At 40.1% G+C, this 26,973-nt stretch carries 25 protein-coding genes; 14 read left to right on the plus strand and 11 right to left on the minus strand.

What is annotated here, in order from left to right:
- The first annotated feature begins 60 nt into the window (after positions 1-60).
- The 4 genes from H7R46_RS02970 to H7R46_RS02985 are packed head-to-tail and all read left to right on the plus strand — an operon-like array spanning position 61 to position 3,488.
- Complete coding sequence (locus H7R46_RS02970) at positions 61-729, plus strand: phosphoribosylanthranilate isomerase (RefSeq protein ID WP_005064242.1); 669 nt, start codon at positions 61-63, stop codon at positions 727-729.
- A complete protein-coding gene (gene trpB / locus H7R46_RS02975; protein ID WP_002116129.1) occupies positions 704-1,933 on the plus strand; it encodes a tryptophan synthase subunit beta in 1,230 nt (409 codons plus the stop codon). The genes H7R46_RS02970 and trpB overlap by 26 nt, the downstream gene beginning before the upstream one ends.
- 9 nt (positions 1,934-1,942) lie before the next feature.
- A complete protein-coding gene (locus tag H7R46_RS02980) occupies positions 1,943-2,455 on the plus strand; it encodes a DUF1543 domain-containing protein (RefSeq protein ID WP_005064244.1) in 513 nt (170 codons plus the stop codon).
- A gap of 37 nt (positions 2,456-2,492) precedes the next feature.
- The gene (locus H7R46_RS02985) at positions 2,493-3,488 is read left to right on the plus strand and encodes a DUF2804 domain-containing protein (protein ID WP_005064247.1); all 996 of its coding nucleotides are present in this window, start codon (positions 2,493-2,495) and stop codon (positions 3,486-3,488) included.
- 8 nt (positions 3,489-3,496) lie between these two features.
- On the opposite strand, the gene H7R46_RS02990 is transcribed toward H7R46_RS02985, so the two are convergent.
- Positions 3,497-4,372: a metal-dependent hydrolase gene (locus tag H7R46_RS02990; protein ID WP_005064248.1), complete on the minus strand. Its 876-nt coding sequence runs from the start codon at positions 4,370-4,372 to the stop codon at positions 3,497-3,499.
- Between the two features lie 121 nt (positions 4,373-4,493).
- Here H7R46_RS02990 and H7R46_RS02995 point away from each other — a divergent pair, with 121 nt between their 5' ends.
- From H7R46_RS02995 to H7R46_RS03015, 5 genes are all read left to right on the plus strand, one after another.
- Positions 4,494-5,543 (plus strand): AraC family transcriptional regulator, encoded by a 1,050-nt coding sequence (locus H7R46_RS02995; protein ID WP_005064251.1) that lies wholly within the window; start codon positions 4,494-4,496, stop codon positions 5,541-5,543.
- 246 nt (positions 5,544-5,789) lie between these two features.
- A complete protein-coding gene (gene trpA / locus H7R46_RS03000) occupies positions 5,790-6,593 on the plus strand; it encodes a tryptophan synthase subunit alpha (RefSeq protein ID WP_002116163.1) in 804 nt (267 codons plus the stop codon).
- Positions 6,590-7,486, plus strand: a complete 897-nt coding sequence (gene accD / locus H7R46_RS03005) for an acetyl-CoA carboxylase, carboxyltransferase subunit beta (protein ID WP_002116475.1) — start codon at positions 6,590-6,592, stop codon at positions 7,484-7,486. The genes trpA and accD overlap by 4 nt, the downstream gene beginning before the upstream one ends.
- Positions 7,483-8,769: a bifunctional tetrahydrofolate synthase/dihydrofolate synthase gene (gene folC, locus H7R46_RS03010; protein ID WP_005064256.1), complete on the plus strand. Its 1,287-nt coding sequence runs from the start codon at positions 7,483-7,485 to the stop codon at positions 8,767-8,769. Before accD ends, folC begins: the two co-directional genes overlap by 4 nt.
- Positions 8,760-9,818, plus strand: coding sequence for an SPOR domain-containing protein (locus tag H7R46_RS03015; RefSeq protein ID WP_005064258.1), 1,059 nt, complete (start codon positions 8,760-8,762; stop codon positions 9,816-9,818). The genes folC and H7R46_RS03015 overlap by 10 nt, the downstream gene beginning before the upstream one ends.
- 29 nt (positions 9,819-9,847) lie before the next feature.
- Here H7R46_RS03015 and H7R46_RS03020 read toward each other — a convergent pair whose 3' ends face one another.
- The 3 genes from H7R46_RS03020 to H7R46_RS03030 all read right to left on the minus strand — a co-directional run bounded on the left by H7R46_RS03020 (position 9,848) and on the right by H7R46_RS03030 (position 12,101).
- Complete coding sequence (locus tag H7R46_RS03020) at positions 9,848-10,426, minus strand: dual specificity protein phosphatase family protein (protein ID WP_005064259.1); 579 nt, start codon at positions 10,424-10,426, stop codon at positions 9,848-9,850.
- Complete coding sequence (locus H7R46_RS03025; protein WP_182924257.1) at positions 10,423-11,235, minus strand: MBL fold metallo-hydrolase; 813 nt, start codon at positions 11,233-11,235, stop codon at positions 10,423-10,425. Before H7R46_RS03025 ends, H7R46_RS03020 begins: the two co-directional genes overlap by 4 nt.
- A 215-nt stretch (positions 11,236-11,450) precedes the next feature.
- The gene (locus tag H7R46_RS03030) at positions 11,451-12,101 is read right to left on the minus strand and encodes a peroxiredoxin (RefSeq protein WP_005064262.1); all 651 of its coding nucleotides are present in this window, start codon (positions 12,099-12,101) and stop codon (positions 11,451-11,453) included.
- A 406-nt stretch (positions 12,102-12,507) separates the two neighbouring features.
- Between H7R46_RS03030 and secA the strand changes: the two genes are divergently transcribed.
- The gene (gene secA, locus H7R46_RS03035; RefSeq protein WP_005064264.1) at positions 12,508-15,228 is read left to right on the plus strand and encodes a preprotein translocase subunit SecA; all 2,721 of its coding nucleotides are present in this window, start codon (positions 12,508-12,510) and stop codon (positions 15,226-15,228) included.
- Positions 15,229-15,359: 131 nt separating this feature from the next.
- Positions 15,360-15,803: a hypothetical protein gene (locus H7R46_RS03040; RefSeq protein WP_002116535.1), complete on the plus strand. Its 444-nt coding sequence runs from the start codon at positions 15,360-15,362 to the stop codon at positions 15,801-15,803.
- 66 nt (positions 15,804-15,869) lie between these two features.
- Here H7R46_RS03040 and H7R46_RS03045 read toward each other — a convergent pair whose 3' ends face one another.
- Together H7R46_RS03045 and trhA are read right to left on the minus strand one after the other, a co-directional pair.
- Positions 15,870-17,180 (minus strand): MFS transporter, encoded by a 1,311-nt coding sequence (locus H7R46_RS03045; protein ID WP_002116183.1) that lies wholly within the window; start codon positions 17,178-17,180, stop codon positions 15,870-15,872.
- A gap of 132 nt (positions 17,181-17,312) precedes the next feature.
- Complete coding sequence (gene trhA, locus H7R46_RS03050) at positions 17,313-17,954, minus strand: PAQR family membrane homeostasis protein TrhA (RefSeq protein ID WP_031944657.1); 642 nt, start codon at positions 17,952-17,954, stop codon at positions 17,313-17,315.
- 128 nt (positions 17,955-18,082) lie between these two features.
- Between trhA and H7R46_RS03055 the strand changes: the two genes are divergently transcribed.
- Complete coding sequence (locus H7R46_RS03055) at positions 18,083-19,294, plus strand: class I SAM-dependent methyltransferase (RefSeq protein WP_005064269.1); 1,212 nt, start codon at positions 18,083-18,085, stop codon at positions 19,292-19,294.
- 12 nt (positions 19,295-19,306) lie between these two features.
- A complete protein-coding gene (locus H7R46_RS03060; protein ID WP_005064271.1) occupies positions 19,307-19,726 on the plus strand; it encodes a GNAT family N-acetyltransferase in 420 nt (139 codons plus the stop codon).
- Positions 19,727-19,755: 29 nt separating this feature from the next.
- On the opposite strand, the gene H7R46_RS03065 is transcribed toward H7R46_RS03060, so the two are convergent.
- The 5 genes from H7R46_RS03065 to H7R46_RS03085 all read right to left on the minus strand — a co-directional run bounded on the left by H7R46_RS03065 (position 19,756) and on the right by H7R46_RS03085 (position 25,594).
- The gene (locus H7R46_RS03065; RefSeq protein WP_005064275.1) at positions 19,756-20,616 is read right to left on the minus strand and encodes a patatin family protein; all 861 of its coding nucleotides are present in this window, start codon (positions 20,614-20,616) and stop codon (positions 19,756-19,758) included.
- A 15-nt stretch (positions 20,617-20,631) separates the two neighbouring features.
- A complete protein-coding gene (locus H7R46_RS03070) occupies positions 20,632-20,889 on the minus strand; it encodes a hypothetical protein (RefSeq protein ID WP_001280981.1) in 258 nt (85 codons plus the stop codon).
- A gap of 165 nt (positions 20,890-21,054) precedes the next feature.
- On the minus strand, positions 21,055-23,190 hold the full coding sequence (locus H7R46_RS03075) for a 3-hydroxyacyl-CoA dehydrogenase NAD-binding domain-containing protein (protein WP_086260928.1): 2,136 nt from the start codon (positions 23,188-23,190) through the stop codon (positions 21,055-21,057).
- Positions 23,191-23,208: 18 nt separating this feature from the next.
- Entirely contained in the window at positions 23,209-24,414 is a 1,206-nt protein-coding gene (locus H7R46_RS03080; RefSeq protein ID WP_005064279.1) for an acetyl-CoA C-acetyltransferase, read from the minus strand.
- Between the two features lie 169 nt (positions 24,415-24,583).
- Positions 24,584-25,594: an AraC family transcriptional regulator gene (locus H7R46_RS03085; RefSeq protein ID WP_002116561.1), complete on the minus strand. Its 1,011-nt coding sequence runs from the start codon at positions 25,592-25,594 to the stop codon at positions 24,584-24,586.
- 210 nt (positions 25,595-25,804) lie between these two features.
- Between H7R46_RS03085 and H7R46_RS03090 the strand changes: the two genes are divergently transcribed.
- Complete coding sequence (locus H7R46_RS03090; RefSeq protein ID WP_002116185.1) at positions 25,805-26,923, plus strand: CaiB/BaiF CoA transferase family protein; 1,119 nt, start codon at positions 25,805-25,807, stop codon at positions 26,921-26,923.
- The last annotated feature ends 50 nt before the right edge of the window (positions 26,924-26,973 follow it).

The following is a 26,973-nucleotide window of genomic DNA, read 5'->3' on the forward strand; positions in this document are numbered from 1 at the left end:
GGACAAAAATTGCATTACAATGGCGCTTATTTTAAGAAATGGTTGTAGTTTAGGCAGATCATGAGCCAATCAAACCAAAAACGTACACGAGCAAAAATCTGTGGAATTACTCGCATTCAAGATGTTCAGGCAGTTGTTGTTGCTGGAGCAGATGCGATTGGTTTTGTTTTTTTCCCGCCAAGTCCAAGACATGTAACGGTTGAACAGGCCCAAGAATTAGCAAAAGTAATTCCACCTTATGTACAAATGGTAGGTTTGTTTGTAAATGCGAGTGCTGCTGAAATTCAGGATGTACTTGATTGTGTTCCCCTAGATGTATTACAACTACATGGCGATGAAACTCCAGAACAATGTCAGGAAATTGCTCGCCATTGTAAACGTCGCTGGTATAAAGCGATTCAGGTTAAACCTGATCTGGATGTAGTTGCTGAAATTCAAAAATATCAGGCAGCTGGTGCCAGTGCTGTATTGCTCGATGCGTGGCATCCTGAGCTCAAAGGGGGCACAGGACATCAGTTTGACTGGTCTAAATTCCCAAAACTTGATATTCCATTAATCTTGGCAGGCGGTTTAACCCCTGACAATGTCATTGACGCTATTCATACTACCGGTGCTTTTGCAGTAGATGTGAGCGGAGGCGTAGAGTCCGCAAAAGGTATAAAAGACCAACAACTCATTGAACGATTTATGCAAGGAGTCCAACGTGGATCAGCAAAACAATGTGATTGACTATACACAGTACCCAGATGCTGCAGGGCATTTCGGTATCCATGGCGGACGTTTTGTGTCAGAAACTCTAATGGCGGCATTAGAAGATTTAGAAAATCTCTATTCCCGCATGAAAAATGATGAACAGTTTTTGGCAGAATTCGACCGTGACCTCGCCTACTATGTTGGTCGTCCTAGTCCACTTTATTATGCTGAGCGATGGTCAAAAGAGTTAGGTGGTGCGCAAATTTACCTTAAACGTGAAGACTTAAACCATACAGGTTCACACAAGGTAAATAACACGATTGGTCAGGCGTTATTGGCAAAGCTTTCTGGTAAAAAACGTATTATTGCCGAAACTGGAGCAGGGCAGCATGGTGTAGCAACAGCAACCATTGCAGCACGTTTAGGTCTCGAATGTGTTGTTTATATGGGTGCTGAAGATGTTAAGCGTCAAGCGATGAATGTTTATCGTATGCGTTTGTTGGGTGCTACAGTTGTTCCTGTACAAAGCGGCTCTAAAACGCTGAAAGATGCCATGAACGAAGCGATGCGTGACTGGGTAACTAATGTTGATACGACGTACTATGTGATTGGTACAGTTGCAGGCCCGCATCCATATCCTCAATTGGTTCGTGACTTCCAGTCGATTATTGGTCGTGAAGCACGTAAACAGATTTTGGAACAAGCAGGTCGCTTACCAGATGCATTAGTTGCCTGTGTAGGTGGTGGTTCAAATGCAATGGGCTTGTTCTATCCATTCTTAAACGATGCCAACGTGAAAATGTATGGTGTTGAAGCAGCTGGTTTTGGTATTGAAACTGGTAAACACTCTGCGCCGTTAAATGCAGGTCATGTGGGTGTATTACATGGTAATCGTACTTATTTAATGAGTGATGAACAGGGCCAGATTATTGAGACACATAGTATCTCGGCGGGCCTTGATTATCCGGGTGTTGGCCCTGAACATAGCTTCTTGAAAGATATGAAGCGTGTAGAGTACGTGCCGATTAATGATACAGAAGCTCTACAAGGTTTCCGTGATTTAACTAAAATCGAAGGGATTATTCCTGCACTTGAAAGCTCGCATGCGATGGCTTATGTCTCTAAGCTTGCACCGACGATGTCTAAAGATCAGATTATTATTGCGACTGTTTCAGGTCGTGGTGATAAAGATTTAATGACAGTTGCACGTATTGATGGCGTAGAAATGGTCGAGATGTAAGAGGAAAAAATGCCAAGTTTGTTTATGGTGATGTTAGGCGGGCGTCATGCTCGCGCTAATACAGAAGTTCATGATGTAGTCATGGCTGTAGGAGATACTTTGGAAGAAGTTTATCCTCAACTTAAACAGGCTTGGTTTGGTGAGACTCAAGGATTGCATATTGATGCTTGGGCCAAGCTCTCAGGAGTTAGCTCTCAAGGGCAAAATTATCAAATTCATTTTACAGATGCTGCTCCACAACCAGATGATTTAAAATTATATTTAATTAATCTGGGCGGATATAATGCAAGTGAATTCGGTGAACTTCACCGTTATGAGTTTGTGGTTGCACCGAATGCGGTAGCTGCCAAACAATTAGGTAAACAATTTATAGATCGGCAGTGGCAAAAAGCACATACAGATCGAGTCATTGATATTGATGACTGCTTAGCGATAGATTGTGTAGCAGGGCGCTATATTCATTTAATAAAAGGCGATTTTGCTGAAACAATTTGGGAAAATACGTATTTGACCGTGGTATAGGTCATTTGAAATCTAATATTCATATGGAAGTGGGTAAATGGATTTAATTCAAGAAAATGGACAGCCTCGCTACGGGCGTTTTGAATCTGTACCGTCAACCATTCACGTACAACATTATATTTATAAAACCCCTTACGGTAAGGTCCTTAAAGGCTGGCGTAAACAATTAAAATATAAAAAATTTAAATTCTGCGGCATTCAACATAAACACTATAGTATTGGTCTGGCAATTGTAGATATTGGCTGGGTTGGGCACGGTTTTTTCTATATTTATGACCATGTAACAGAGCAAGTCATCGAGTGGAATGCGATTCAGCCTTTGGGGCATAAAACCTACCTTGATGAACAGCCCTTATTTAATCAAAGTTATTTTTCTAAATCGCCTTATCAGTTTGATATCCAGCATGCCAATGGTGTGCGATATATCCGAGTCACTAAATATGGTGAGATTCAACTTAGCGCTCGAATTTTTTGTGCTGGAACCGATATATTAAGTTTGTGTACACCAACTGGCATCAATGGTTGGACTTATACCCAAAAGCAGACCACATTGGCTGTAGAGGGGATGTTTATTAATAAACAAAGCCAAATCGTACAATTTGATGAAAAGACATTTGCCTCTTTAGATGATACTTGTGGTTTTTTGCGGCCTGAAACAGCTTGGTTCTGGCTTTCATGTAATTTCTGGGATGAGCAAGGGCGGCGTATTGGTTTAAATTTAGCTTCTGGTGTTAATGAAAGCTTTGGTAATGAAAATTGCTTATGGATTAACGGCGTTTTATTTCCACTGACTGATGTTTTATTTGAAAAAGTAAATGATGAGCTTTGGCAAATTAGCTCTTTAGATCAAAAACTTAATCTCCAAGTGCATATTGGTTGGTGCCGATATGAAAATATAAACTTAAGAATGATCGGCAGCCAGTTCAATCAGTGGCAAGCTAAAATTAGCGGCACGATTGAGCATGAGGCAACCGATATCATCAATTGCAATGAGCAATACGGTTTACTAGAACAACATTATGCAAAATGGTAACAAGCAGGTTATAAACCTGCTTGCCAAAACGCTTCACCAGCTGCAATAGGATCATTCGTCTTTTCAAGTGTTTCAATCCAAACAGGATATTGGCGAATGACCGGATGCTGACTTGGATGAAAGTCTTTTTTAAACCAATCTAAATATTGGCTTTTCATGGCGGTTAATGTGCCATTTTTCCCAAAGAACCAAGGTAAGCCTTTAAGGCTCATCAAGAGTCGTTCTCTAGAACTAAAGCCATCACATTTCAACATGATATTCGTGCGATAGAGTGTGAAGCCAAACATCAGTACCGTCGTAAGAACCAATACAAAACGACGAGTCGACTCAGGAACTTCACCTACTTGTTTCATGACATCAAAAGCAACATCACGGTGCTCCATCTCTTCAATGGCATGCCACGCGAATAGCGCTCGAACATAGGGGTGAGCATTTTCTAAAGTTTTTTTATGGCTATAAAAGGTTTCTGCCATTAGTGCTGTTAAATGTTCCGCTGCCGCTGTCATCGCAATATTGTATTGTGGTGAGCGTTTGGTGAGTTCAAAACGAAAAATTTTTTTAAGTGTGGCTGTGAACTGGTCAACAGGCATGCCTTGCTCTTTCATGAGCTGATTCATTTTGTCATGTGCAATACCGTGTTGAGCTTCTTGTTTAATAAAGTCTGCAACCCGTTTTTGTAGTTCGGGATCATCAATTTTGTCTCGGAACATACGGACACATTCAATAAAATAACGCTCTCCATCTGGAAAGGTTAAGCTGAGCGCATCAAACATACGAGTCAAAAAAGGATCATTATTAAACCAAAAGCGAGGTGCTTCGTTTAAATGAAAATCCAGATCTTTACGAACCACTGGCTCGACCTGATAAGAAACATGTGCGTTCATATTTTTATTTCTCGCATCTAACATGTTCATTAGTATGTCGCTAATAGTCGGCTTTGTTTTGACAGTTATTGCCAATTTTTATACAGTTTGCGACAAGATGGCATTAAAAAAAGGATGAGCCATGCAGGATTTTACGATTTCAAACGGCTACTTTTATCTGTGGAATACTTATCTAAAAGAAAAAGGAATCGATTGGCAGGTATTAAACCTTACAGATGTTCAGGCCCGTCAAGTTCAAAATATTTTAGCTTCATCTATTGATGCTCAATCTTCTTTAAACTTTTTTCTTGAACTTTTAGAACTGACAGAGTCTCGTCTACAAGTTTCTAATTTAGCCCTAGAAATGGCAACTTGTATTACACCTGCCAATTTTGGTGTACTGGGATATATGGCTTCTCGAAGTGGGAGCTTTGCAGAGGTTCTTGAATATGTCATGAAATTCCATCGTCTCGTGATTGACGGTGAGCAAGTCGTGCCTATGCAAGTTGAACAAGATGCTTCTAACATTCGTTTGTATTGGCCTTTGGTTGATGCCAGTAATATCATACTTTGTGAGCTGACTTTAGCTGCTATGGTTCAGCTTGCTAAACAAATTGCTCCTTTCCATGATTTTCTCTTGCAGCATGTTGAGTTTGTGCACCGCTCACGTGGTCCCTTAGTTCACTATCAGCGTTTCTTTCAATGTAAATTATCATTTGAGCAACCTTACTATGCATTAACTTTTGCAAGTGAAGGATTGAATGTTCGTCCTCGACATGCAGACCCCAGCTTAATGCAACTTTTAGTGAAACAAGCAGAAGAGGCATTAGCTCAGCGGAAAATACATACAGATTTAGCTCAGCAAATACATTGGATTGTTCATGAATATTTCAAACACAAGCAACAAGCCCCGAAAATTGAGGATATTGCCATCGAGTTGAATATTTCAGTACGAAGCTTGCAGCGTCAATTACAGTCATTAAATACTTCATTTAAATTAATTTTAGATACTGAACGCATGAAACGCTGTGAAATATTACTTCACCAAAATGAAAGCCTCACCACAATTGCTGAACAGTTGGGATATTCGGATCAGTCGGCACTTGCACGGGCTCATAAAAATTTGACGGGACAAACTTTACTTACGCGGAAAAGGGAATTACAACTCGCCAATAAAAATATTGAGAAATAAGCTTTATGCGGTTAATTTTTGGTCAGTCGACGATCTAATAATGGCTCGAAAATAGGAAGCTTTGATCATTGAGAAAAGTTTCAAAATATTGATAAATGTACACCATGGGTTGTATGAATCATACAATCGAATATCGCCATAACGTTAGACCTGTTCAATGGACAAAAAATAGCGTTAAAATGCGATGTTCTTGTATTTCTACAAACAACTCCTCAATTTTAAATAATTCAAGGAAAGCACAACCCTATGTCACGTCTTGCCACCCGTTTTGAAAAGCTTAAGTCCCAACAACGTAAAGCGCTTGTATCTTATGTTATGGCGGGTGATCCACAGCCACAAGTAACGGTTCCGTTACTGCATAAAATGGTTGCAGCAGGAGTAGATGTCATTGAGCTTGGTTTACCATTTTCAGATCCAATGGCTGATGGTCCGGTAATTGCGCTTGCAGCTGAACGTGCGCTTGCAGCAGGGACTAACACGTTGGATGCACTCAACATGGTAAAAGAGTTCCGTGAGCAGGATCAGGAAACACCTGTTGTTTTAATGGGTTATCTCAATCCGGTTGAAGTGATTGGTTACGAGAAGTTTGTTTCTCATGCGAAACAATGTGGTGTAGATGGCTTATTACTTGTGGATTTACCACCAGAAGAGTCAAAAGAATTTGGTGCTGTGTTGAAACAACATGATATGGACCAAATTTTCTTACTTGCACCAACTTCTACAGATCAACGCATTCAACATGTGACAAATCAGGCAAGTGGTTTTATTTACTACGTTTCACTTAAGGGTGTAACTGGAGCAGCAACACTTGATACGGCAGAAGCTGCTGCACGTATTCAAAAAATCAAAAATGCCACTAATATTCCAGTGGGTGTTGGTTTTGGTATTAGTGATGCCGCTTCAGCAAAAGCAATGGGTAATGTTGCTGATGCCGTGATTGTGGGTAGTGCTTTCGTTAAAAATTTTGCAACGTTGGCAGCGGATGACGCTGTTGAACAGACGGTGAGTAAAGTCAAGGAGCTTCGAGCAGCGCTCGATGAGTTAGTATGAATCAAGAAGTGAAACCAGGGAAAGTTCTTAGCCCTTCGACACCATGGACAAAACGTCCGGTTCCAGGTATTGAAGTCGCAGATGAGCAACAAATTCTCAAAGCAACATTTACTGAGCCAACGATTGAATGTCCTGAATGTCATGCACTAGTGACACGTACAGCAATTTCTTTCAATGCATATGTTTGTCCGCAATGCGACGAACACTTACGAATGAAAGCTCGTGACCGCTTGAACTGGTTCTTCGATAATGTTGTAACTGAATTGGGTCAAGAATTTACTGCTAAAGATCCATTAAAGTTTGTTGACTCTAAACCGTATCCAGATCGTATGCGTGAAGCGCAAAGCAAAACTGGTGAAACGGAAGCATTAATTGCCATGCAAGGTAACTTAAATGGCGTAGATATGATTGCATGTGCTTTTGAGTTCGACTTTATGGGCGGCTCAATGGGTACAGTTGTCGGTGACCGTTTTGTAAAGGCTGCCGAGCTTGCAATTGAAAAACGTCAGCCATTAATCTGTTTCGCAGCTTCTGGCGGCGCGCGTATGCAAGAAGGTATGTTGTCGCTTATGCAAATGGCGCGTACTTCTGCCGCGATTCAAAAATTAAAAGATGCTGGCTTACCATATATCGTTGTGTTAACACATCCTGTGTATGGTGGTGTAACAGCTTCTTTAGCAATGTTGGGTGATATTCATATTGCTGAACCTAAAGCGATGATTGGCTTTGCTGGTAAGCGTGTAATTGAGCAGACTGTACGTGAAACTCTTGAAGAACCGTTCCAACGTGCTGAATATTTGCTTGATCATGGTGTAATCGATCAGATTGTTCATCGTCATGCTTTACGTGATACTGTATCTCGACTTGTATCGAAATTGATGAACTTACCTTGAACCAACAAGCTCCACTTTCAATAGACTCTTTAGATACATGGCTCAATTATTGGAGCCATGTTCACGTTACAGGGATAGATCTTGGTCTGGAACGTGTAATTCCTGTTGCAGAAAAGCTGGGTGTAACTCAGCCTAATGCTAAAGTTTTTACAGTAGCCGGAACGAATGGTAAAGGCTCAACCACAACCACACTGGCTGCGATATTAAACGCACAGGGTTATAAAGTTGGGTTATATCAGTCACCGCATATCTATCGCTTTAATGAGCGAGTTAAGTTAGGTGGAGTTGAAGTCGATGATCAAAGTCTGATTGATGCTTTTGTTCAAGTTGATCAGGCTCGTCGCGATTGTGATTTAAGCTTATCTTTTTTTGAAGCAACCACTTTGGCTGCTTTTGTTATTTTTAAACAACAACAATGTGATGTATGGGTGCTCGAAGTTGGTTTGGGCGGGCGTTTAGATGTCGTCAATGTGATTGATCCCGACATTGCAGTAATTACTAATATTGGCCTAGATCACACAGATTGGCTAGGCGATACCATCGAAAAAATTGCTTTTGAAAAAGCAGGCATTATTCGTCCATATATTCCGGTTATCTTCGCGGGTGAGCAACAATTACCGCAAGCAATTCAAGATAAAGCACAAAGTTCACAAGCAGACTTATATACCGTTAATCGTGATTATTTTTATAAGCTCGCAGAAGATGGACAAAACTGGTACTTTGCTTCGGAAGGAACCACTTTAAAACTTCCTTTAGGTACATTAGCGATTGAAAATATTGCAGGAGCAGTTGCGGCCATTTTAAATAGCGGACTTGAAATTTCTCAGTCAGCATTAGAAAAAGGTATTCAATCTGCTCGCTTAGCAGGGCGTTTTGAACAGCGTCAAGTGAATGGGAAGACGGTCATTTTTGATGCTGGGCACAATCCACATGGTGTTGAATTTTTGTTAAAGCAATTGCGAAATTTCTTAGAATACAATAAACAGTACACAGAAGTTGTCGCAGTATTTTCAATGCTGGCAGATAAAGATATAAAATCAGTAGTCGATTTATTGAAACCTACTGTTTTACATTGGAAAATTGCTGAATTGAATGTGCCGCGTGCTGCGCCGATTCAGCAACTCAATGATGCCTTGCAAGGCCAGACAGTACAACAATATGGCAATATCAAAGAGGCTTTTAAATCAGCGCTTGAGCAAACAAATAACAATCAGCTGATTTTGGCCTGTGGTTCGTTTCATACTTTAGAAGCGATTTGGGAGTATTTGGAAGAATGTCAATGAATAACAAACAACGCTGGATGGGTGGCGTTGTTTTACTAGGAGGTGGTGTTTTATTGGCAGCATTACTTCTAAAAGGAAATGAGGAAATAAAACAGGTTGAAGCTCAACCATCCGCATCCACATCGCCAAAAACTCAAACTAAACCAAAAGAGACAACTGAAGGGCAAATGGTACAACTACAACCGCTTGCGGTTGATGTTGAAACTGAAAAACGTTTGCTAGAAGAACAGCGTCGTGCTCGTGAAAAGGCCGTTGCTGAACAAGAAGCACGTGCAGCTGAGTTCTTAGCAATGCAGCAGCAAGCTGAAGCTGATGCTGCTCGTAAAGCTGCAGCAGAGTACGCTGCTATTAATGCGCGCCGTACAGCGGCTCAAGAAAGTTCAGATAATATTCCACCGGAGTTAGTGGGTGAGGCGAAAGCTAAAAACCAGCAAACCAATACGGTGAATAAAACAACTGATACTTCAAAAATAGATGCAGACAAAAAAGCTGCTGAAGCAAAACGCCAAGCAGAAGCAGACAAGAAAGCAGCTGAAGCTAAACGACAGGCAGAAGCAGACAAAAAAGCAACTGAAGCAAAACGCCAAGCAGAAGCAGACAAGAAAGCAGCTGAAGCTAAACGACAGGTAGAAGCAGATAAAAAAGCTGCTGAAGCAAAACGCCAAGCAGAAGCAGACAAGAAAGCTGCTGAAGCCAAACGACAAGCAGAAGCTGATAAAAAAGCCTCTGATGCTAAACGAAAAGCTGAAGCTGAGAAAAAAGCTGAAGCTGAAAAAGCACGTGAACTGCTTGAAAATGGCGATAAAAAGTGGATGGTTCAAGTCGCTTTGGCTGCTAACCAAGCCAATGCAGATGCAGTTGTTTCTAAATTACGAGCTAAAGGCTATAAGGTCACTACAAGCCCAACCAGTAAGGGTATTCGTATTATGGTTGGACCTGCAAAAGACCGTGATACAGCAGATGCTGCTCGTAAGAAAATTACTTCTGATTCAAGTTTAAACATGAAATCAGCGTGGGTGATTGACTGGGTACCGTTAGACCAACGTTAACCAAATTAAAAATTCCACTCAAGATGTCACTAAGATGGATTCGACAGTTGCTGTTGAATCCATCTTACATTTTCAGGTGTAAATAATCGGTCAATGTTCTTCCAAATAATATGATAACCGTAACCCCCTTGTTTCATTTCCTTAACCGCATCATCAATTGCCCAATTTTCAAAAATAATGCGATACATGGCAACGCTGGCCCCTGTACGATCTGAACCATGGTAGCAGTGCAATAAAACGCGCTGATCATTCTGCTTGGCAATTTTGATTTGTTGCATGACTTCTAAGAGATCTTGTCGGTCAATTGCCCAAGTGTTGATAGGAATATGTACAAGATTAAAATTTTCATTTTTAAAAACTAAACTATCTGCGTCTTTGGCTCTTAAATTAATGATCGTTCCAATTTGGTGATTCTTTAATTCAGAAATCATTGCAGTATCAGGTTGTTCACTACGATAAACATCATTACTAATTTGATAAAAGTTATGAGTCTGAGAAACTAAGCTTCCCCAATCTTGTGGTCGATGCTCATGGGCGATACTTTCGTGCTGCATACACCCTTGTAAACTTATACAGATGACAAGTGTAAGGAGCGATAATTTCTTCATGTTTGATACCGTTTAAGCTCATCAGGGTCGTGAGCACAAATTATTTCAATCGTGGGTTCATGTTGAGCTAAATGCTGTAAACGCTTGAGGTTAAAAAGACGCTTTTCATTATCTTCTGCAAATGTTTTTTCCACCAGACCAAGTGATCTTAATTTATTTTTAGGGTTTAACTCTAGGTGTGAGTAGTAGGCATCTCCACAAAATAATAACCATTGATTTTGTTGCTTTATGGCAATACCGCAATGTCCAGCTGTATGTCCTAACAGTGGTATCATTAAAATTTCATCTTGAAACAGGGGAAAACCTTTGACTTTTTCGAGGTTGAACCATGCTTCACCTTTTTGATATTCAACGAAGTTCCAATACCGATGATCTTTATATTGATTGGTTCTATAGCGAAGTTTGCCTTTAAAATTTGGAAGTTGGGCAGCGTTGTATTCTGCTGCTAAAACATGAACTGTGGCATGAGGAAAATCTGAGATACCGCCAGCATGGTCAAAATCAAGATGAGTGACAAAAATATGCTGTACATCTTTGGGGCTAAACCCGAGCTTTTGGATTTGTTGGATCGCACTAAATTCAAGATTATGCTCAATATTGCCTAAGCGTTTAACTAATGAGCCTAGGCGCTGCTTCATATGTAAGTAATCTTGCAAGCCAAAGCCAGTATCGATAAGCACTAAGCCTCGATCAGTTTCAACTAAAAGACAATGACAGATTACTTCAGCTCGGAAGCCTTTTTGTCCAAATAATGGCGCACAAACCGGGCACATGCTGCCACACTTTAAATGATGAATTTTATAGATCATGATTTTTATTTTTTTACCAAATCGTTTCGAGTTATAACTGATCTGAGCAATAAAAACCATGAGTATTCAATACATAAATAAAAAAGCCATCACTACGGATGACTTTTTCGGGTGTGATATTTAATCTAAGTGTGCCTACGCGCTTTGCTTGTCTTGTAGGGAATTTTTCAGATATTTGCCTACGCACTGCGTTTGTCTTGAAAGCAATAAAACCTTTAGTCGGTTTTATTGCTTTCAGGCTGTGGCGTGAGGCGTAAATAAGGTTTAACAGCCATATAACCTTTAGGGAAACGTTGTTTAATTTCTTCTTCATCTTTAAGTGATGGCACAATAACGACATCTTCACCTTGCTGCCAGTTCGCAGGTGTAGCGACTTTATGCTTGTCTGTTAATTGTAATGAATCCACAACACGTAAGACTTCGTTAAAATTTCGGCCCGTCGAAGCAGGGTAGGTAATGATTAAGCGAACTTTTTTGTTAGGATCAATAATCACTAATGAGCGCACCGTTAGAGTTTCACTGGCATTAGGGTGAATGAAGCCATAGAGCTCAGATACTTTACGATCTTTATCTGCAATGATTGGAAAGTTTACAGTTGTATTTTGTGTTTCATTAATATCATTGATCCAGCCTTTGTGTGATTCTACATCGTCTACAGACAAAGCAATCGCTTTAACATTCCGCTTCGTAAATTCATCTTTTAATTTTGCTGTATAACCTAATTCAGTTGTACATACGGGAGTATAGTCGGCTGGATGTGAAAATAAGATTCCCCAACTATCCCCTAAAAAATCATAAAAATTAATTGTGCCTTCACTCGATTCTTGTTGAAAATCGGGAGCAGTATCTCCTAATCGTAGTGTCATGATCTTTCCTCAATTGCGCATAATTTGTTATTCGATTGAATGAATATGCAGCATTTACTTTATGATTAAAATTATTGTTTTTGTATTTTATTATGAACTTTTTATATAAGTGTAAATATATATGACTAAAACTCATTATTTTAAGTGCTTAATCAATGTAACTTTAAGGTAAATTTGCTAAATTAGATTTCTCGGAAGTTATGCTTAATCGATGAGCGTTAATGGTGTGTTTTTGGTGCTCGGCACATTAAGGGGAGATTAGATGAATGAAAAACCATTCGTCTAACTATCAGATTTTTTTTAGGGGTTTTGTGCAAACCCCTTGTACTTCAAATTTCTGGCACCATAATAAACGACTGAGAAAAAGTTTATTCATTTGACCAAGCAAGATTTAGAGAGTTTATCCATGTTGGCAAGTCTGATCGGAGGTATCTTCGGTACAAAAAATGAGCGTGAACTCAAACGCATGCGCAAAATTGTTGAGCAAATCAATGCGCTCGAGCCGACGATATCAGCTTTAAGCGATGCAGACTTATCTGCAAAAACTCCAGAATTCAAACAACGTTATAATAATGGCGAAAGTTTAGATAAATTACTTCCAGAAGCGTTTGCGGTTTGTCGTGAAGCTGCTAAGCGTGTGATGGGTATGCGTCACTATGACGTTCAGTTAATTGGTGGTATTACCTTACATGAAGGTAAGATTGCCGAGATGCGTACTGGTGAAGGTAAAACCCTTATGGGTACTCTGGCGTGTTATTTAAACGCTTTGAGTGGCCAAGGTGTACATGTCATTACTGTGAATGATTATTTGGCACAGCGTGATGCCGAGTTGAACCGCCCATTATTTGAATTTTTGGGTCTATCAATTGGTACGATTTATTCAATGCAAGGTCCGTCAGAAAAAGCGGCAGCTTACCTTGCCGATATTACTTACGGTACCAATAACGAATTCGGTTTTGACTACTTACGTGACAACATGGTGTTTTCTTTAGCAGAAAAGAAACAACGTGGTTTGCACTATGCCATTATCGATGAAGTTGACTCCATCTTAATTGACGAGGCACGTACACCATTAATTATTTCTGGTCAAAGTGAAGACTCTTCACACCTCTACAGTGCAATCAATACAATTCCACCTAAATTACATCCGCAAAAAGAAGAAAAAGTAGCAGATGGTGGTCATTTCTGGATTGATGAAAAGCAGCGTTCAGTTGAAATGACTGAAATTGGTTATGAAACTGTTGAACAAGAACTTATTCAAATGGGCTTGTTGGCTGAAGGCGAAAGCTTATATTCAGCAACAAATCTAAACCTTGTTCATCATGTGTCTGCTGCCATTCGTGCACATTTCCTATTCCAACGTGATGTTCACTATATTATTCATGATGGTGAAGTGGTTATTGTCGATGAACATACGGGTCGTACGATGCCGGGTCGTCGTTGGTCAGAAGGTTTGCATCAAGCTGTTGAAGCAAAAGAAGGCTTAGAAATTCAGCCTGAAAACCAAACTTTAGCGACAACAACATTCCAGAACTATTTCCGTCTCTATAAAAAGCTTTCAGGTATGACAGGTACTGCTGATACTGAAGCTGCGGAAATGAAAGAAATTTACGGTCTTGATGTTGTGATTATTCCAACGCATCGCCCAATGATTCGTAACGACCAAAACGATTTAATTTATTTAAACCGTAACGGCAAATATAACGCGATTATTCAAGAAATTATGAATATTCGTCAGCAGGGTGTTGCTCCTATTCTGATTGGTACAGCAACCATTGAAGCCAGCGAAATTTTATCTTCTAAGTTAATGCAAGCTGGTATTCATCATGAAGTTTTGAATGCAAAGCAGCATGAGCGTGAAGCTGACATTATTGCTCAAGCGGGTAGCCCGAATGCAGTAACGATTGCAACTAACATGGCTGGTCGTGGTACGGATATTATCTTGGGTGGTAACTGGAAAGCGAAACTTGCCAAACTTGAAAACCCAACTGCAGAAGATGAAGCACGTCTAAAAGCACAATGGGAACAAGACCACGAAGATGTATTGCAAGCAGGTGGTTTGCATATCATTGGTTCTGAACGTCATGAATCACGTCGTATTGACAACCAGTTACGTGGTCGTGCTGGTCGTCAAGGTGACCCTGGTGTTTCTCGTTTCTATTTGTCTCTTGAAGATGACCTTATGCGTATTTTCGCAGGTGACCGTGTCGTTGGTATGATGCGCGCGATGGGGTTAAAAGAAGATGAAGCGATTGAACATAAAATGGTGAGCCGTTCGATTGAGAATGCTCAGCGTAAAGTTGAAGCGCGTAACTTCGATATTCGTAAGAACTTATTGAAATACGATGACGTGAATAATGAACAGCGTAAGATCATTTATTCTCAACGTGATGAAGTATTAGCTGAAAATACCTTAAAAGAATACGTTGAAGAAATGCATCGTGAAGTGATGCAAGGCATGATTGCTAACTTTATTCCACCAGAGTCAATTCATGACCAGTGGGATGTGGAAGGTTTAGAAAATGCTTTACGTATTGATTTAGGTATTGAGCTGCCAATTCAAGAATGGTTAGACCAAGATCGTCGTTTAGATGAAGAAGGTTTGGTTGAGCGTATTAGTGATGAAGTGATTGAGCGTTATCGTCAGCGCCGTGCTCAAATGGGTGATGAATCAGCAGCAATGCTTGAACGTCACTTCGTTTTAAACTCTCTTGATCGCCATTGGAAAGATCACTTGGCTGCAATGGATTATTTGCGTCAAGGTATTCACTTACGTGGCTATGCGCAAAAGAACCCTGAGCAGGAATATAAGAAAGAAGCTTTCAACCTGTTCGTAAACATGTTGGGTATTATTAAAACTGATGTTGTGACTGATTTGTCTCGTGTACATATCCCAACACCAGAAGAACTTGCAGAAATGGAAGCTCAACAGCAGCAGCAAGCTGAATCGATGAAGCTTTCTTTTGAACATGATGATGTAGATGGTTTAACTGGTGAAGTCACACTTTCTCAAGAAACCATGAACGAGTCTGCCGATCAGCAAGCTTTCCCTGTTCCAGAAAGCCGTAATGCCCCATGCCCATGTGGTTCAGGATTAAAATATAAGCAATGTCACGGTAAGATCTAATCTGCCTTCACAGAAAAAGCAGAACAATTGTTCTGCTTTTTTTATGTTTGTAGTAAGCCTGTGAATAATGTTTGCAGTTTTAAGCATTAAATGCTATTTACTTCTCATCCAGAGTGTATGTTGGAAAGACAATGAAAAAAGTATTACAACCTTTATTTTTAACTGTTCTTGCTGTACCAAGTTTTGTTTTTGCAGCAGAAGCAGCTTCAGCCCCTCAAACGACAACGGTTGACAAAGTGCTTGCAGCAAAAGGCCCAACTTCGGCTCAAGCTGTAGTGAAGCAAGAAAATACTACAGTGATTAGCCCACGTACAGGTATTCGCTATACGTTGGGTAACACAGGTAATCGCCCAATTATTTTACAAACTACTGCGATTGCTCCAGCAAACTCAGCAAACATTAATCGTATTGTGGCAAGTAACCCAGCTCTCTCTGCAAAAAGCCAAGAAAAAGCAAAAGTTGCTTTAATCGGTGAAGCAGCTGTAGCAGGACCAGCAGCAGTTGCAGCAAGCAATGTAACAGCGCCAGCTGCAACAAATAGTGTTGCTCCAGCAAATCCTGCATCAATGAATTAATTCATATACATATAAAAAAGCCAGTTCAATTTGAACTGGCTTTTTTATATGGGTGTCTTTAAAACTTTAAATCTGATTATTTACATCATCATTTTTTGTTTCACGAATAAGTAAGAAGGCAACTAATGATAAAAGTGATGCAGCAGTCAGATAATAACCAACTGCATATAAACCATAAGTTTCAGCAAGCTTAGTCGCAATGAGTGGGGCAAAAGATGCACCAAAAATACCAGCCAAGTTAAAGGTTAATGCTGAACCTGTATAACGAACTGAAGTTGGGAAAAGTTCAGAAAGAACTGTACCAATTGGACCATAGGTTAAGCCCATAATCGCCAAGCCAGTACATAAGAAAAGGAATACGATTAAGGTATTTCCAGACTCTAACATGCTAGAGAAAAACAAGCCGAAGATCGCAGCAGCAATACAAACACCAATAGAAGTTGTTTTACGACCAAATTTTTCTGCAAAAATAGCCGATAAAGGAATGAATGCGGCGAAGCAAAGTGTGGCAAAGAGTTGAAGTTCTAAGAATTCACCACGCGCATAACCCAGTTTAGTTGTTCCCCAGTTTAAGGCAAATACGGTAGTAAGATAGAACACAACAAAGGTACAGATTGCTGCAACTGTACCAAGAATAAGCTTACCTGTATGTTTGGTTAAAACTTCTTTAAATGGAATATTAACTTCTTTTTGCTTATCTAAGACTTTCTGGAAAGCTGGAGTTTCATGAAGTTTTAAACGAATATATAAGCCAACAATAACCAATACAGCACTGGCAATGAATGGAATACGCCAACCCCATTGCATAAATGCTTGCTCAGGAATAACTGCGCTCAATAATAAGAATGAACCTGTTGCCAGAATAAAGCCAATTGGAGCACCTAGCTGTGGAAACATGCCATACCATGCTCTTTTACCTTCTGGGGCGTTTTCAGTCGCTAATAATACTGCGCCGCTCCATTCACCGCCTAAACCTAAGCCTTGTCCTAAACGACAAACAGCTAATAATAATGGTGCGACAATCCCGATTTGAGCATAAGTCGGAAGTAAACCAATACATACGGTTGAAATACCCATGGTCAGTAAAGCTGCAACTAAAGTTGCTTTACGACCAATACGGTCTCCTAGATGACCAAATAATGCGGCACCGATAGGACGAGCAATAAAGGCAATTGCAAAGGTTGCCAAAGATTGTAAGACTGCGGCACTGCCACTACTAGCTGGGAAAAATAGGTGAGGAAAGATAATCACGGCAGCTGTTGCATAGATATAAAAGTCGAAGAACTCAATGGTTGTACCGACTAAGCTTGCAAACAAAACTCGTGTTTTTGAATTAGTGGCTACTACAGGAGCAGCAGTCGCAGAAGTTGACTCCATATAAGTCCTTATATCCGTTAAAATTTATTTTTAATGACTACTCTTTTTAAAGACGTATTTTTCTCAAAGAATAGCGTGAAAGAACATCATCCATGACTCTTTCAGGATCACTGAATATGAGTGAAAAATGGACTAAACTACGTACCAATAGATTGCAAGAAAATGTGCCCCTGCACCTAAAAGCACAAAAATATGCCAGATCGCATGGGTATATCTTACCTTTTTTAACGCGTAAAACAATGCTCCAACCGTATAAGCTAATCCGCCAATAATTAACAAAATCAACGCGTCTTTACTTAGATAGGTGCGCATATCATCCATAACAAATACAGCAAGCCAACCCATAAGAACATAAGCAAGTAGCGAAATTTTCTGAAAACGATGAATAAAAACTAACTTGAAAAGTGTACCAATTGCAGCAATGCTCCAGAGAGCAATAAGTAAAATATGAGCTTTTTGCGTAGGTATAGCAATGCTTAAGAACGGGGTATATGTTCCCGCAATTAAATAATAAATAGCAGTGTGGTCGAGTTTTTTATACCAGTAGCGTAGGTTTTGTGTTTGAGCAAAATGATAGAGTGTAGAACTGGTAAAAACTAAAATTAGGCTAAATGAATATACCCATAAGCCCACCCATTGAGCAGTGGAAAGATAAGATCCCTTTATAATTAAAAAGATAGAAGCTACAACCGCCATAACAACGCCAGCACCATGACTATAGGCATTAAATAGTTCTTCTTTTGGATCGTAAGTTTCCAACACAGATTTACTCATAACTTTAATTTTTTTGATTAAAAATACAAATGTATAGAAATACAAAACAGTCGTAAAGTTATTTTATTTTTAATCCTAGACGCTTTAAACTTCTATTTTATATGAGTCTTCATTTTTCAGGTATATCCGTGTCGGTTTTCTCCTTTGAGCAAGAACAGCAATTCTTTCATGAAATCAAGCAAATTCTTGACCAACAAGCTTTTGAGCGTTTGATCTTGAGCCAATATAAGGGAGAGTTGGCGCAGCTGGAAAAAATTACTTTCCGCGTTGTAGAGCTACATGGTCAAAAACAGCTTTCAGCTCTATATCATCACACGACCCAAGATGTGACTAAAAACTATTCATTTCAAGAAGGTTTGCAACAGATTGAGCAATTAATCACTCAGTGTAAGCAAGCAAACTTATTTTCGACCACTCAAGAAATTCAGCTTAAAAAAAATAAGAAAAAAGCCATATTAAATATGGGTAAAAAGCAGGCTGTAAATACGACACAAACGGTTCAGGCGCATGACCGTGAAAAGCAGCGCTATGTACAGCAGGGCAATGCATTTTTAAAAGAGCTGGGTATTACTGATGAAAAAGCTCAGGTCATTCCAAGCATGGCCCGTAAATGGAAACAGATTAATAAATTTATCGAAATTTTTGCGAGTGCCTATGAACAGATTGATGCGTCTCAACAAGAGTTACGCATTGTCGATTTTGGCTCGGGGAAAGGTTATTTAACTTTTGCATTGTATGATTATCTGCAACAACAGCAGAAAACACCATTGATTACTGGTGTAGAGCTGCGCCGTAATTTGGTGGAGTTTTGCCAGAACGTTGCAGACAAAGTTCATTTCAATCATTTAGATTTTTTTGAAGGTGACGTTCGTAGTTATCAACCGGAAAAGCTGGACGTTATGATTGCTTTACATGCGTGTGATATTGCGACTGATTTTGCTATTCATACCGGAATTCGTTTAAACGCTTCGATGATTATGTGCGCGCCATGTTGCCACAAAGAGTTACGCCCTCAATTACATAGCCCAGAAGTTTTACAACCAATGCTACAGTTTGGTATTCATGCTGGACAACAAGCCGAGATGCTGACTGACACTTTACGTGCGTTACTTTTAAAAGCGTATGGTTATGAAACCAAAGTTTTTGAGTTTGTATCGCTTGAACATACCAGCAAAAATAAAATGATTTTGGCAACAAAACGCAAAAATGTTTCACAATCTGACGCCAAGATTATGGCTCAAATCCAAGCATTGAAAGAAATGTATGGTGTTAAAAAACAAACGTTGGAATTGCTATTACAAGATCAGTTGCCGATCGAAAATATCGGCTGTAAGTGCTAGGACGGTGAATGGATGTATAAAATTGTAGAGGGTGGTTGGGAACAGCTTGAGCAAGATGCGAAATACATCCGTGAACAAGTCTTTATCCAAGAACAGGGAATTGCACCTGAAGATGAATGGGACGACTTGGATGCCACAGTTCTACATTTTATTGTCTATGACAAAGAGCAGCCTATTGCTACAGCACGTTTGTTGCCGCAGCATAGCGTAGGGCGTGTTGCTGTTTTAATGCCTTATAGAAAGCAGGGTATTGGTAAAATTTTAATGCAGCATATTATTGACTATGCACGTCGTCATAAACTGCCTTACTTAAAGCTTTCAGCACAAACCTATGTAACAGCCTTTTATGAAGCTTTAGGTTTTCACGTGCAAGGTGAAGTTTACCAAGACTGTGGCATTCCACATATTGATATGGTTTTGAAGTTAAATTGAGACTTCTTTTTAGAAGTCTCAATTTAGATTTATTTCATTGCATTCCAGCTTTCAATTGCCTGTAGTCCTGTTTCTAAGCCGACTTCATAACTGTAGCGAAGCTTTTTTGGATTGGTAGTTAAACGGCCAGCCATATTTTTAAGAGGCGGTGGACACACTTCTAAAATTTGCTGGTCTGAGTTTTGACCACGAACAAAATCGACCGAAGCGTTATAACGATCACAGCGGCTACGCAAGCTACTAGCGAAACCATAATGATGTTTAAACGCATATTTTGCGAGGAATTGATCACCTCGACTACTTGCTTTGAAATAGTTTTTCGGACGAGTACGTAAAACTAACAGTTTTTTTACGCCACTTTGCTGAGCCGTCCAGCGAACGGGTAGGGCATCTGCAACACCACCATCAAAATAAGGTTCACCCATAATATCGACGGGATGACGCGTTAAAACTGGAATTGAGCTAGAAGCTCGAAGCGCATTCAGCAAATTATCTTTACCCGCACGAAGATATTCTGCATGACCTGTTTTAGCATGCGTCAACACCATATAAAAATCTGGATTTTTAGCGAAAAGACTCTGTTGATCAAGTGGATGTTCTTTTTCACCAATTTCCCACATCCATTTTAAATCAAGTAAGTCGCCGCCTTTAAAAAAGCGCTTGTAATCGATAAATTCAGGACGCAGTGAATGATCAATATAAAATGTTAGAGTGCGGCCTTGCTGGCCTGCCAGATAGTTGGCGACATTAGTTGAACCAGACGATACACCAACATATAAATCGAATGGGTTGAACTGTTGTTGTAAAAACGCGTCAAGTACACCACTGGTAAAGGCACCACGCATGCCTCCACCTTCTACAACCAGGGCGTTGCGGGAAAAATCTGTCATTTGAAAAATATCTGATTACTGAGTTGATTGCTTATGTTCTTGCATATCCATTTCAGGCATGTTGTCACTATGTTGAGCGTGTTGCTCTGTAGAGTGCTCAGCCTTTTGCTGCATTTGCTCTTGTTGTGCTTTGCGCTGTGCACCTGGCATATAGTCAGGTTCATTACTCATTGCTAAATAGAAAAAGCCAAGGAAAATTGCACTTAAAACACCAACGATCAGAACAAATTTCCAGCCTAAAATTGCTGACTCGGAAGAATTTTTATCGGACATAAGAATTTCTCGAATGTGCTGTAGAAGCACAAAAATGAAGTCTATTTATAGCATATTTAGGCAGGGGGCTGAAATCTTAAAGGTCATAAAGAAAAACCCATATAAATAAAATATATTTATATGGGTAAGGTTTATGCAGTTTTTTAAATATTCAATAAGACTAAATTACTGAATATCTTGTTTCTGCTCAGCTTTGGTTTTTAGTAAAGCTGGTGGTGTAAAACGTTCACCATATTTGGCAGCTAATTCTTCGGCACGTTTTTGTGCTTTATCAGTACCATACTGATTTAGGAATTGAATTGCTCCTCCAGTCCAAGGTGCATAACCAATCCCAAAGATAGAACCGACATTGGCATCAATTACAGACTCCAATACGCCTTCTTCATAACAACGTAAAGTATCTAAGGCCTGTACAAACAGAATGCGATCAATCATATCTTGTTCAGAAATATCATGATCTTTTTTCCAGCGGTTTAAGCCTTCCCATAGATGCTTTTTGCCATTTTCTGGGTATTCATAAAAACCAGCTCCAGCAGCTTTACCTTTACGGTTTAACTCATGAATCATGGTGCGAACCACTTCATCTACAGAAGTTTTAGGTAAATCTTTTCCTTCGGCTTGTAGAGCTTTGCGTGCTTCACTGGCAACATGTTCGGTTAATGTTAAAGATACTTCATCTTGAATAGCGAGGGGGCCAACTGGCATACCCGCTTTCAGTGCAGCCATTTCAATACGCGCTGGGTGGACACCTTCGGCAAGCAAGCGCATACCTTCTTGAATGAACGTACCAAACACACGACTGGTAAAGAAACCACGGCTATCATTAACAACAATCGGTGTTTTTCCAATTTGTTGTACAAAGTCGTAAGCTTTGGCAAGTGTCTCTGCGGAGGTGTTTTTACCTTTAATAATTTCAACCAACTGCATTTTGTCGACAGGGCTAAAGAAATGCAGACCGATAAAAGCTTTATCATCCTTGCTTGCTTGAGCTAAACCTGTAATTGGCAGGGTTGAGGTGTTTGATGCCATCACACCGTTAGGCGCTAGATATTGCTCGGCTTCTTGAGTGACTTTAGCTTTAAGTTCTTGATTTTCAAATACCGCTTCAATAATTAAATCACAACCTTGTAAGTCTTCGGCAGAAGCTGTAGCCGTAATGAGCGATAAAACCTGATCACGTTTTTCTGCAGTCATGCGGCCTTGTGAAACGCGTTTATCTAAGAGCTTTTGTGAATACGCTTTGCCTTTCTCTGCATTTTCAACAGCTACATCTTTAAGTACAACTGGAATGCCTTTAACTGCAGTTGAATAAGCAATGCCAGCACCCATCATGCCAGCACCCAACACACCTACTTTAGTGGCTTGCCATTTTGGAACGTCGGCAGGGCGGCTCGCACCAGACTTAATTGCATTTAGACCATGCCAGAAAGTGCCGATCATATTTTTAGAAATTTGACCTGTTGTAAGCTGAGTAAAGTAGCGAGACTCAATACGCAAGGCGGTATCGACATCGACTTGAGCACCTTCAACTGCGGCAGCCATAATTGCTTCAGGGGCAGGGTAACAACCTTTGGTTTTGTCTTTTAATATGGCTGGTGCAATTGCAAGAACTTGTGCAACTGCTGGAGTTTTTGGATCACCGCCTGGAATTTTATAACCCTTCACATCAAAAGGCTGCTGAGATTTTGGATTGGCCTTGATCCAAGCAATTGCTTTATCTAAAAGTTCTTGCTCATTTTCGGCAGTGTCATGAATTAAACCTAAAGATTTTGCTTTATCGACACCGAACTGTTTACCCTCCATTAAAAATGGGAACGCATTTTGAAGTCCGAGGAGACGTACCATACGCACAATACCGCCGCCGCCTGGTAACAAACCTAAAGTGACTTCTGGTAGACCAAATTTGCTTTTCGGGTCATTGATAGCAATACGGTGATGACAACTTAAGGCTATTTCCCAACCACCGCCAAGTGCTGTGCCATTTAATGCTGCAACGACTGGAATACCAAGCGTTTCAATTGTACGTAAATGATCTTTTAGCTTTTCAACCATATTGAAAAAGTCAGTTGCGTGTTCAGGCTGAACTTGAATCAGCTCATCTAAATCACCACCTGCAAAGAAAGTTTTTTTAGCCGAGCGGAAAATAACCCCTGAAAGTTCTGTTTCTGCTTTAAGTTTCTGAGTCGCTTCATCGAGCGAGTCACGAAACTCGGCATTCATGGTGTTCGCAGATTGACCAGTTGAATCAAGCGTTAAAATGACAATATTGTCGGCATTTTTTTCGTATTGAATTGCACTCATCTTCTATATCCCTAATTTTTATACGCGTTCAATAATGGTGGCAATACCCATCCCACCGCCAACACAGAGCGTCGCTAAACCGCGCTTTTTATCTTGTCGTTCAAGCTCATCAAGTAAAGTGCCTAAAATCATGGCACCTGTTGCCCCTAATGGATGGCCTAAAGCAATCGCACCGCCATTTACGTTGACTTTCTCAGCTGGGACGTTGAGTTCATTAATAAAACGCATAACAACTGCCGCGAATGCTTCATTGACTTCAAACAGGTCAATATCGTCAATCGTAAGACCAGCTTTTTCTAAAGCTTTACGTGCAGCAGGAGCAGGGCCAGTCAGCATGATGGTTGGATCAGTACCGACTAATGCAGTTGCCAAAACTTTAGCGCGTGGTTTTAAATTTTGTTCTTTGACAGCTTTTTCAGAAGCTAATAAAACTACAGCTGCTCCATCGACAATACCTGATGAGTTACCTGCGTGATGAACATGATTGATTTTTTGTGCTTCTGGATATTTTTGTAAAGCAACTGCATCAAAGCCCATTTGTCCCATCATTTCAAAACTTGGGTTGAGCTTCGTTAGACCTTCGAGTGTGGTATTGCCTTTAATAAATTCATCTTTCTCTAAAATCACCACACCTGCATGATCTTTTACTGGCACAACTGATTGGTCGAAATAACCATTTGATTGAGCCGCCGCCGCTTTTTGCTGTGACTTTACAGCAAAATTATCAACATCTTCACGGCTATAGCCATCTAAGGTTGCAATGAGGTCGGCCCCAATACCTTGTGGAACAAATGATGACTTAAGATTTGTTTCTGGATCTAATGCCCACGGGCCACCATCCGAGCCCATTGGAATGCGTGACATTGATTCAACGCCACCAGCAACCACTAAATCTTCCCAACCAGAGCGGACTTTCATTGCTGCCATATTGACTGCTTCTAAGCCTGATGCACAAAAGCGATTGATTTGTACCCCAGCAACATCATCATTCCAACCTGCTGCAATCGCTGCTGTTTTGGCAATATCACCACCTTGATCGCCAATTGGTGTTACGCAGCCCAAAACAATATCGTCAACTTTAGAGGTATCGAGTTGATGGCGCTGCTGTAATTCATTTAATAAGGTCGTCAGTAATGTAATTGGTTTTACTTCGTAAAGAGAGCCATCTTTTTTTCCTTTTCCGCGTGGGGTGCGAATGGCATCAATAATATAAGCCTCGCTCATAACAGTTCCTTTTTTATTACTTAAACTTTGTTGTGTTTTGAGTGTACTGGTTTTAAAAGGCAACGCAATGACGATAAGCGCACCAGTCAGGTGATGATTTTTGCCAATAGAAATACAAAAAAGCCCAAGTTGAACTTGGGCTAAATGTGAAGCTAAATAGATTTAAGAATTAGTGATAACCATGTAGCTGGCGATATAGGCCAGGGGTTACACCCGTCCACTTTTTAAATGCACGGTGGAAAGTACTGGTTTCACTAAAGCCAACTTGTTGGGCAACATCTTCAAGTGTTAACTCAGGGTTGAGTAACAAGTGAATCGCAGCATCCCGGCGTAGGGCATCTTTTACGCCTTGATAGCTTTTACCTTCTGCAGCCAAGCGACGACGTAAGGTTTGAGGAGATAAATATAACATTGATGCAACGTCATTAAGCGTTGGCATTTCTTCACCAATTTGGCTTTTGAGCACTTCACGGATACGCGAAGTTAGCGAGTTAGTATTTTTGAATTTTACTAAAAGCTGAGCAGGAGCTGCTTTTAAGAATTCTTCTAGCGTTTTTTCATCTTGGCGGATTGGCAAATCAAGATAATCAGCTGCAAAGGTAATTTCAGTACGTGGTGCATCAAACTGCATAACTGGTGCAAAAAATAATGCATCATATTCATCGGCATGTGCAGGACGTGGATAGCTAAAATGAACACGTTCTAATGGCAAGCGGCGTTCAATCAACCATGATGCTAGACCGTGCCAAATCATGAGCATGCTTTCAGTAATGAAATGGTCAGGATCTAAAGTTTTTGGAATGAGGGGAACTAGACGTGCTTCATGTTTGTCACGCTCTAGAGTTACAGACCATTCATCGCCAAATAATTTGTAGAATTGAGATGACAGTTCAAGGGCTTGGCCCAATGTTTTTGCGTGAATAATCAACTGACACATAATGGCAAAAGTGCCCAGACGACGCGGTTGTACGTCAAATCCAACGTGTTCATCCTGTGTGACCATCCACAACATTTTTATAAAACGAGTGTATTGTTCTGGTGAGATTCGAGCTTTAGGTTGACGTAATAATTCCGCTTCAATACCCACATGTGAAAGGAGCATTTCAACATCCATGCCAAGGCGTTTTACGCCTGTCAAAGCCGCATTCACGAAGTGGATGCTAATCGTATCGCGACTCATATTGAATCCTTCAGTCTCTTTGATGTTCACTTTAAATTGACCTAAATGACCGTCTAAAAAAATAAATTGGCGATTTACAACAGAGTAAAAGCACTTTTTACATGTTAAATTGCCGAAATGATCAAGGTAAATGGCTGAACATGACATTGTTTTAGTATATTTGCTTAACTAATATAAAAGAAAATTCGAATAATAGTGGTTAAAAATACGATGACGACAGCATTAAATGGACTTAAAGTTCTCGATTTCTCGACGCTCTTACCTGGCCCTTTTGCCACAATGTATTTGGCTGATATGGGAGCAGAAGTCATCCATATCGAATCTCCATCACGTCCTGATTTAATCCGAATCATGCCACCATACGCAAATGGTCAAGCAACAGCACATAGTTATCTAAACCGAAATAAACAGTCGATTGTTCTGGATTTAAAAGATAAAGCGAGTATTGATCTGATTAAAGCCAAAATTTCTGAGTTTGATATTGTCATAGAGCAGTTCCGACCTGATGTGATGCGTCGTCTCGGACTAGACTACGCGACACTTGCTGAAATTAACCCACGTCTCATTTATTGTTCAATTACAGGTTATGGACAAACAGGGAGCTATAAAGACAGAGCTGGGCATGACATTAACTATTTAGCTTTAGCAGGTATTGCTGGATATAGCGGCCGACAAGACAGTGGTCCACCACCACTCGGTATTCAAGTTGCAGACATTGCAGGTGGTTCACTTCATGCTGTTATTGCAATTTTAGCTGCAGTTGTCGAACGTGGACGTAGTGGAATGGGACAATATATTGATATTTCCATGACCGATTGTGTTGCTAGCCTCAATAGTATGGCCGCATCAGCGACACTTGCTGCACAGGTTGAACAGGCACCAGAGCATGGCATGCTCAATGGCGGTATTTTTTATGACTATTATATGACTCAAGATGGCCGTTATCTTTCAATAGGTAGTCTTGAGCCACAATTTATGTCTGGTTTATCAGTGGCGCTTGATTTGCCTTTATTATTACAAAAAGGTGCTTCCTTAGATGTCGAAGACCGACAAGAAGTTAAACAAGCCATTCAAGAGAAAATTAAAACGAAATCATTTAAAGAATGGCATGAAATTTTTGCAAATCTTGATGTGTGTGTAGAACCTGTTTTAAGCCTAACTGAGTCCTTAAACTCGCCTTTAGCACAAGAACGTGGATGGATTGTGGATGTACCTTTGCAAAATAATACAGCGGATACAGAACCACAATTGGCTTGTCCAATTAAGTTTTCAAGATCGAAAATGAGATATTCCTTTATAGGTCAAAAACTTGGTGAAGGACAGTGGTAAAGAGCTGGGGCCATTTTTCATACAATGTGTATTAAGATTATTATTAGATT

This window comes from Acinetobacter sp. BEC1-S18-ESBL-01 (assembly GCF_014169935.1).
In the GTDB taxonomy this organism is placed as follows: Bacteria; Pseudomonadota; Gammaproteobacteria; order Pseudomonadales; family Moraxellaceae; genus Acinetobacter; species Acinetobacter pittii.

Coding starts and splice junctions, on each gene's coding strand:
- H7R46_RS02970 (WP_005064242.1), top strand. CDS start 61: ATGAGCCAATCAAACCAAAAACGTACACGAGCAAAAATCTGTGGAATT.
- H7R46_RS02980 (WP_005064244.1), top strand. CDS start 1,943: ATGCCAAGTTTGTTTATGGTGATGTTAGGCGGGCGTCATGCTCGCGCT.
- H7R46_RS02985 (WP_005064247.1), top strand. CDS start 2,493: ATGGATTTAATTCAAGAAAATGGACAGCCTCGCTACGGGCGTTTTGAA.
- H7R46_RS02990 (WP_005064248.1), bottom strand. CDS start 4,372: ATGAACGCACATGTTTCTTATCAGGTCGAGCCAGTGGTTCGTAAAGAT.
- H7R46_RS02995 (WP_005064251.1), top strand. CDS start 4,494: ATGCAGGATTTTACGATTTCAAACGGCTACTTTTATCTGTGGAATACT.
- trpA (WP_002116163.1), top strand. CDS start 5,790: ATGTCACGTCTTGCCACCCGTTTTGAAAAGCTTAAGTCCCAACAACGT.
- accD (WP_002116475.1), top strand. CDS start 6,590: ATGAATCAAGAAGTGAAACCAGGGAAAGTTCTTAGCCCTTCGACACCA.
- H7R46_RS03015 (WP_005064258.1), top strand. CDS start 8,760: ATGTCAATGAATAACAAACAACGCTGGATGGGTGGCGTTGTTTTACTA.
- H7R46_RS03020 (WP_005064259.1), bottom strand. CDS start 10,426: ATGAAGAAATTATCGCTCCTTACACTTGTCATCTGTATAAGTTTACAA.
- H7R46_RS03025 (WP_182924257.1), bottom strand. CDS start 11,235: ATGATCTATAAAATTCATCATTTAAAGTGTGGCAGCATGTGCCCGGTT.
- H7R46_RS03030 (WP_005064262.1), bottom strand. CDS start 12,101: ATGACACTACGATTAGGAGATACTGCTCCCGATTTTCAACAAGAATCG.
- secA (WP_005064264.1), top strand. CDS start 12,508: ATGTTGGCAAGTCTGATCGGAGGTATCTTCGGTACAAAAAATGAGCGT.
- H7R46_RS03040 (WP_002116535.1), top strand. CDS start 15,360: ATGAAAAAAGTATTACAACCTTTATTTTTAACTGTTCTTGCTGTACCA.
- H7R46_RS03045 (WP_002116183.1), bottom strand. CDS start 17,180: ATGGAGTCAACTTCTGCGACTGCTGCTCCTGTAGTAGCCACTAATTCA.
- trhA (WP_031944657.1), bottom strand. CDS start 17,954: ATGAGTAAATCTGTGTTGGAAACTTACGATCCAAAAGAAGAACTATTT.
- H7R46_RS03060 (WP_005064271.1), top strand. CDS start 19,307: ATGTATAAAATTGTAGAGGGTGGTTGGGAACAGCTTGAGCAAGATGCG.
- H7R46_RS03065 (WP_005064275.1), bottom strand. CDS start 20,616: ATGACAGATTTTTCCCGCAACGCCCTGGTTGTAGAAGGTGGAGGCATG.
- H7R46_RS03070 (WP_001280981.1), bottom strand. CDS start 20,889: ATGTCCGATAAAAATTCTTCCGAGTCAGCAATTTTAGGCTGGAAATTT.
- H7R46_RS03075 (WP_086260928.1), bottom strand. CDS start 23,190: ATGAGTGCAATTCAATACGAAAAAAATGCCGACAATATTGTCATTTTA.
- H7R46_RS03080 (WP_005064279.1), bottom strand. CDS start 24,414: ATGAGCGAGGCTTATATTATTGATGCCATTCGCACCCCACGCGGAAAA.
- H7R46_RS03085 (WP_002116561.1), bottom strand. CDS start 25,594: ATGAGTCGCGATACGATTAGCATCCACTTCGTGAATGCGGCTTTGACA.
- H7R46_RS03090 (WP_002116185.1), top strand. CDS start 25,805: ATGACGACAGCATTAAATGGACTTAAAGTTCTCGATTTCTCGACGCTC.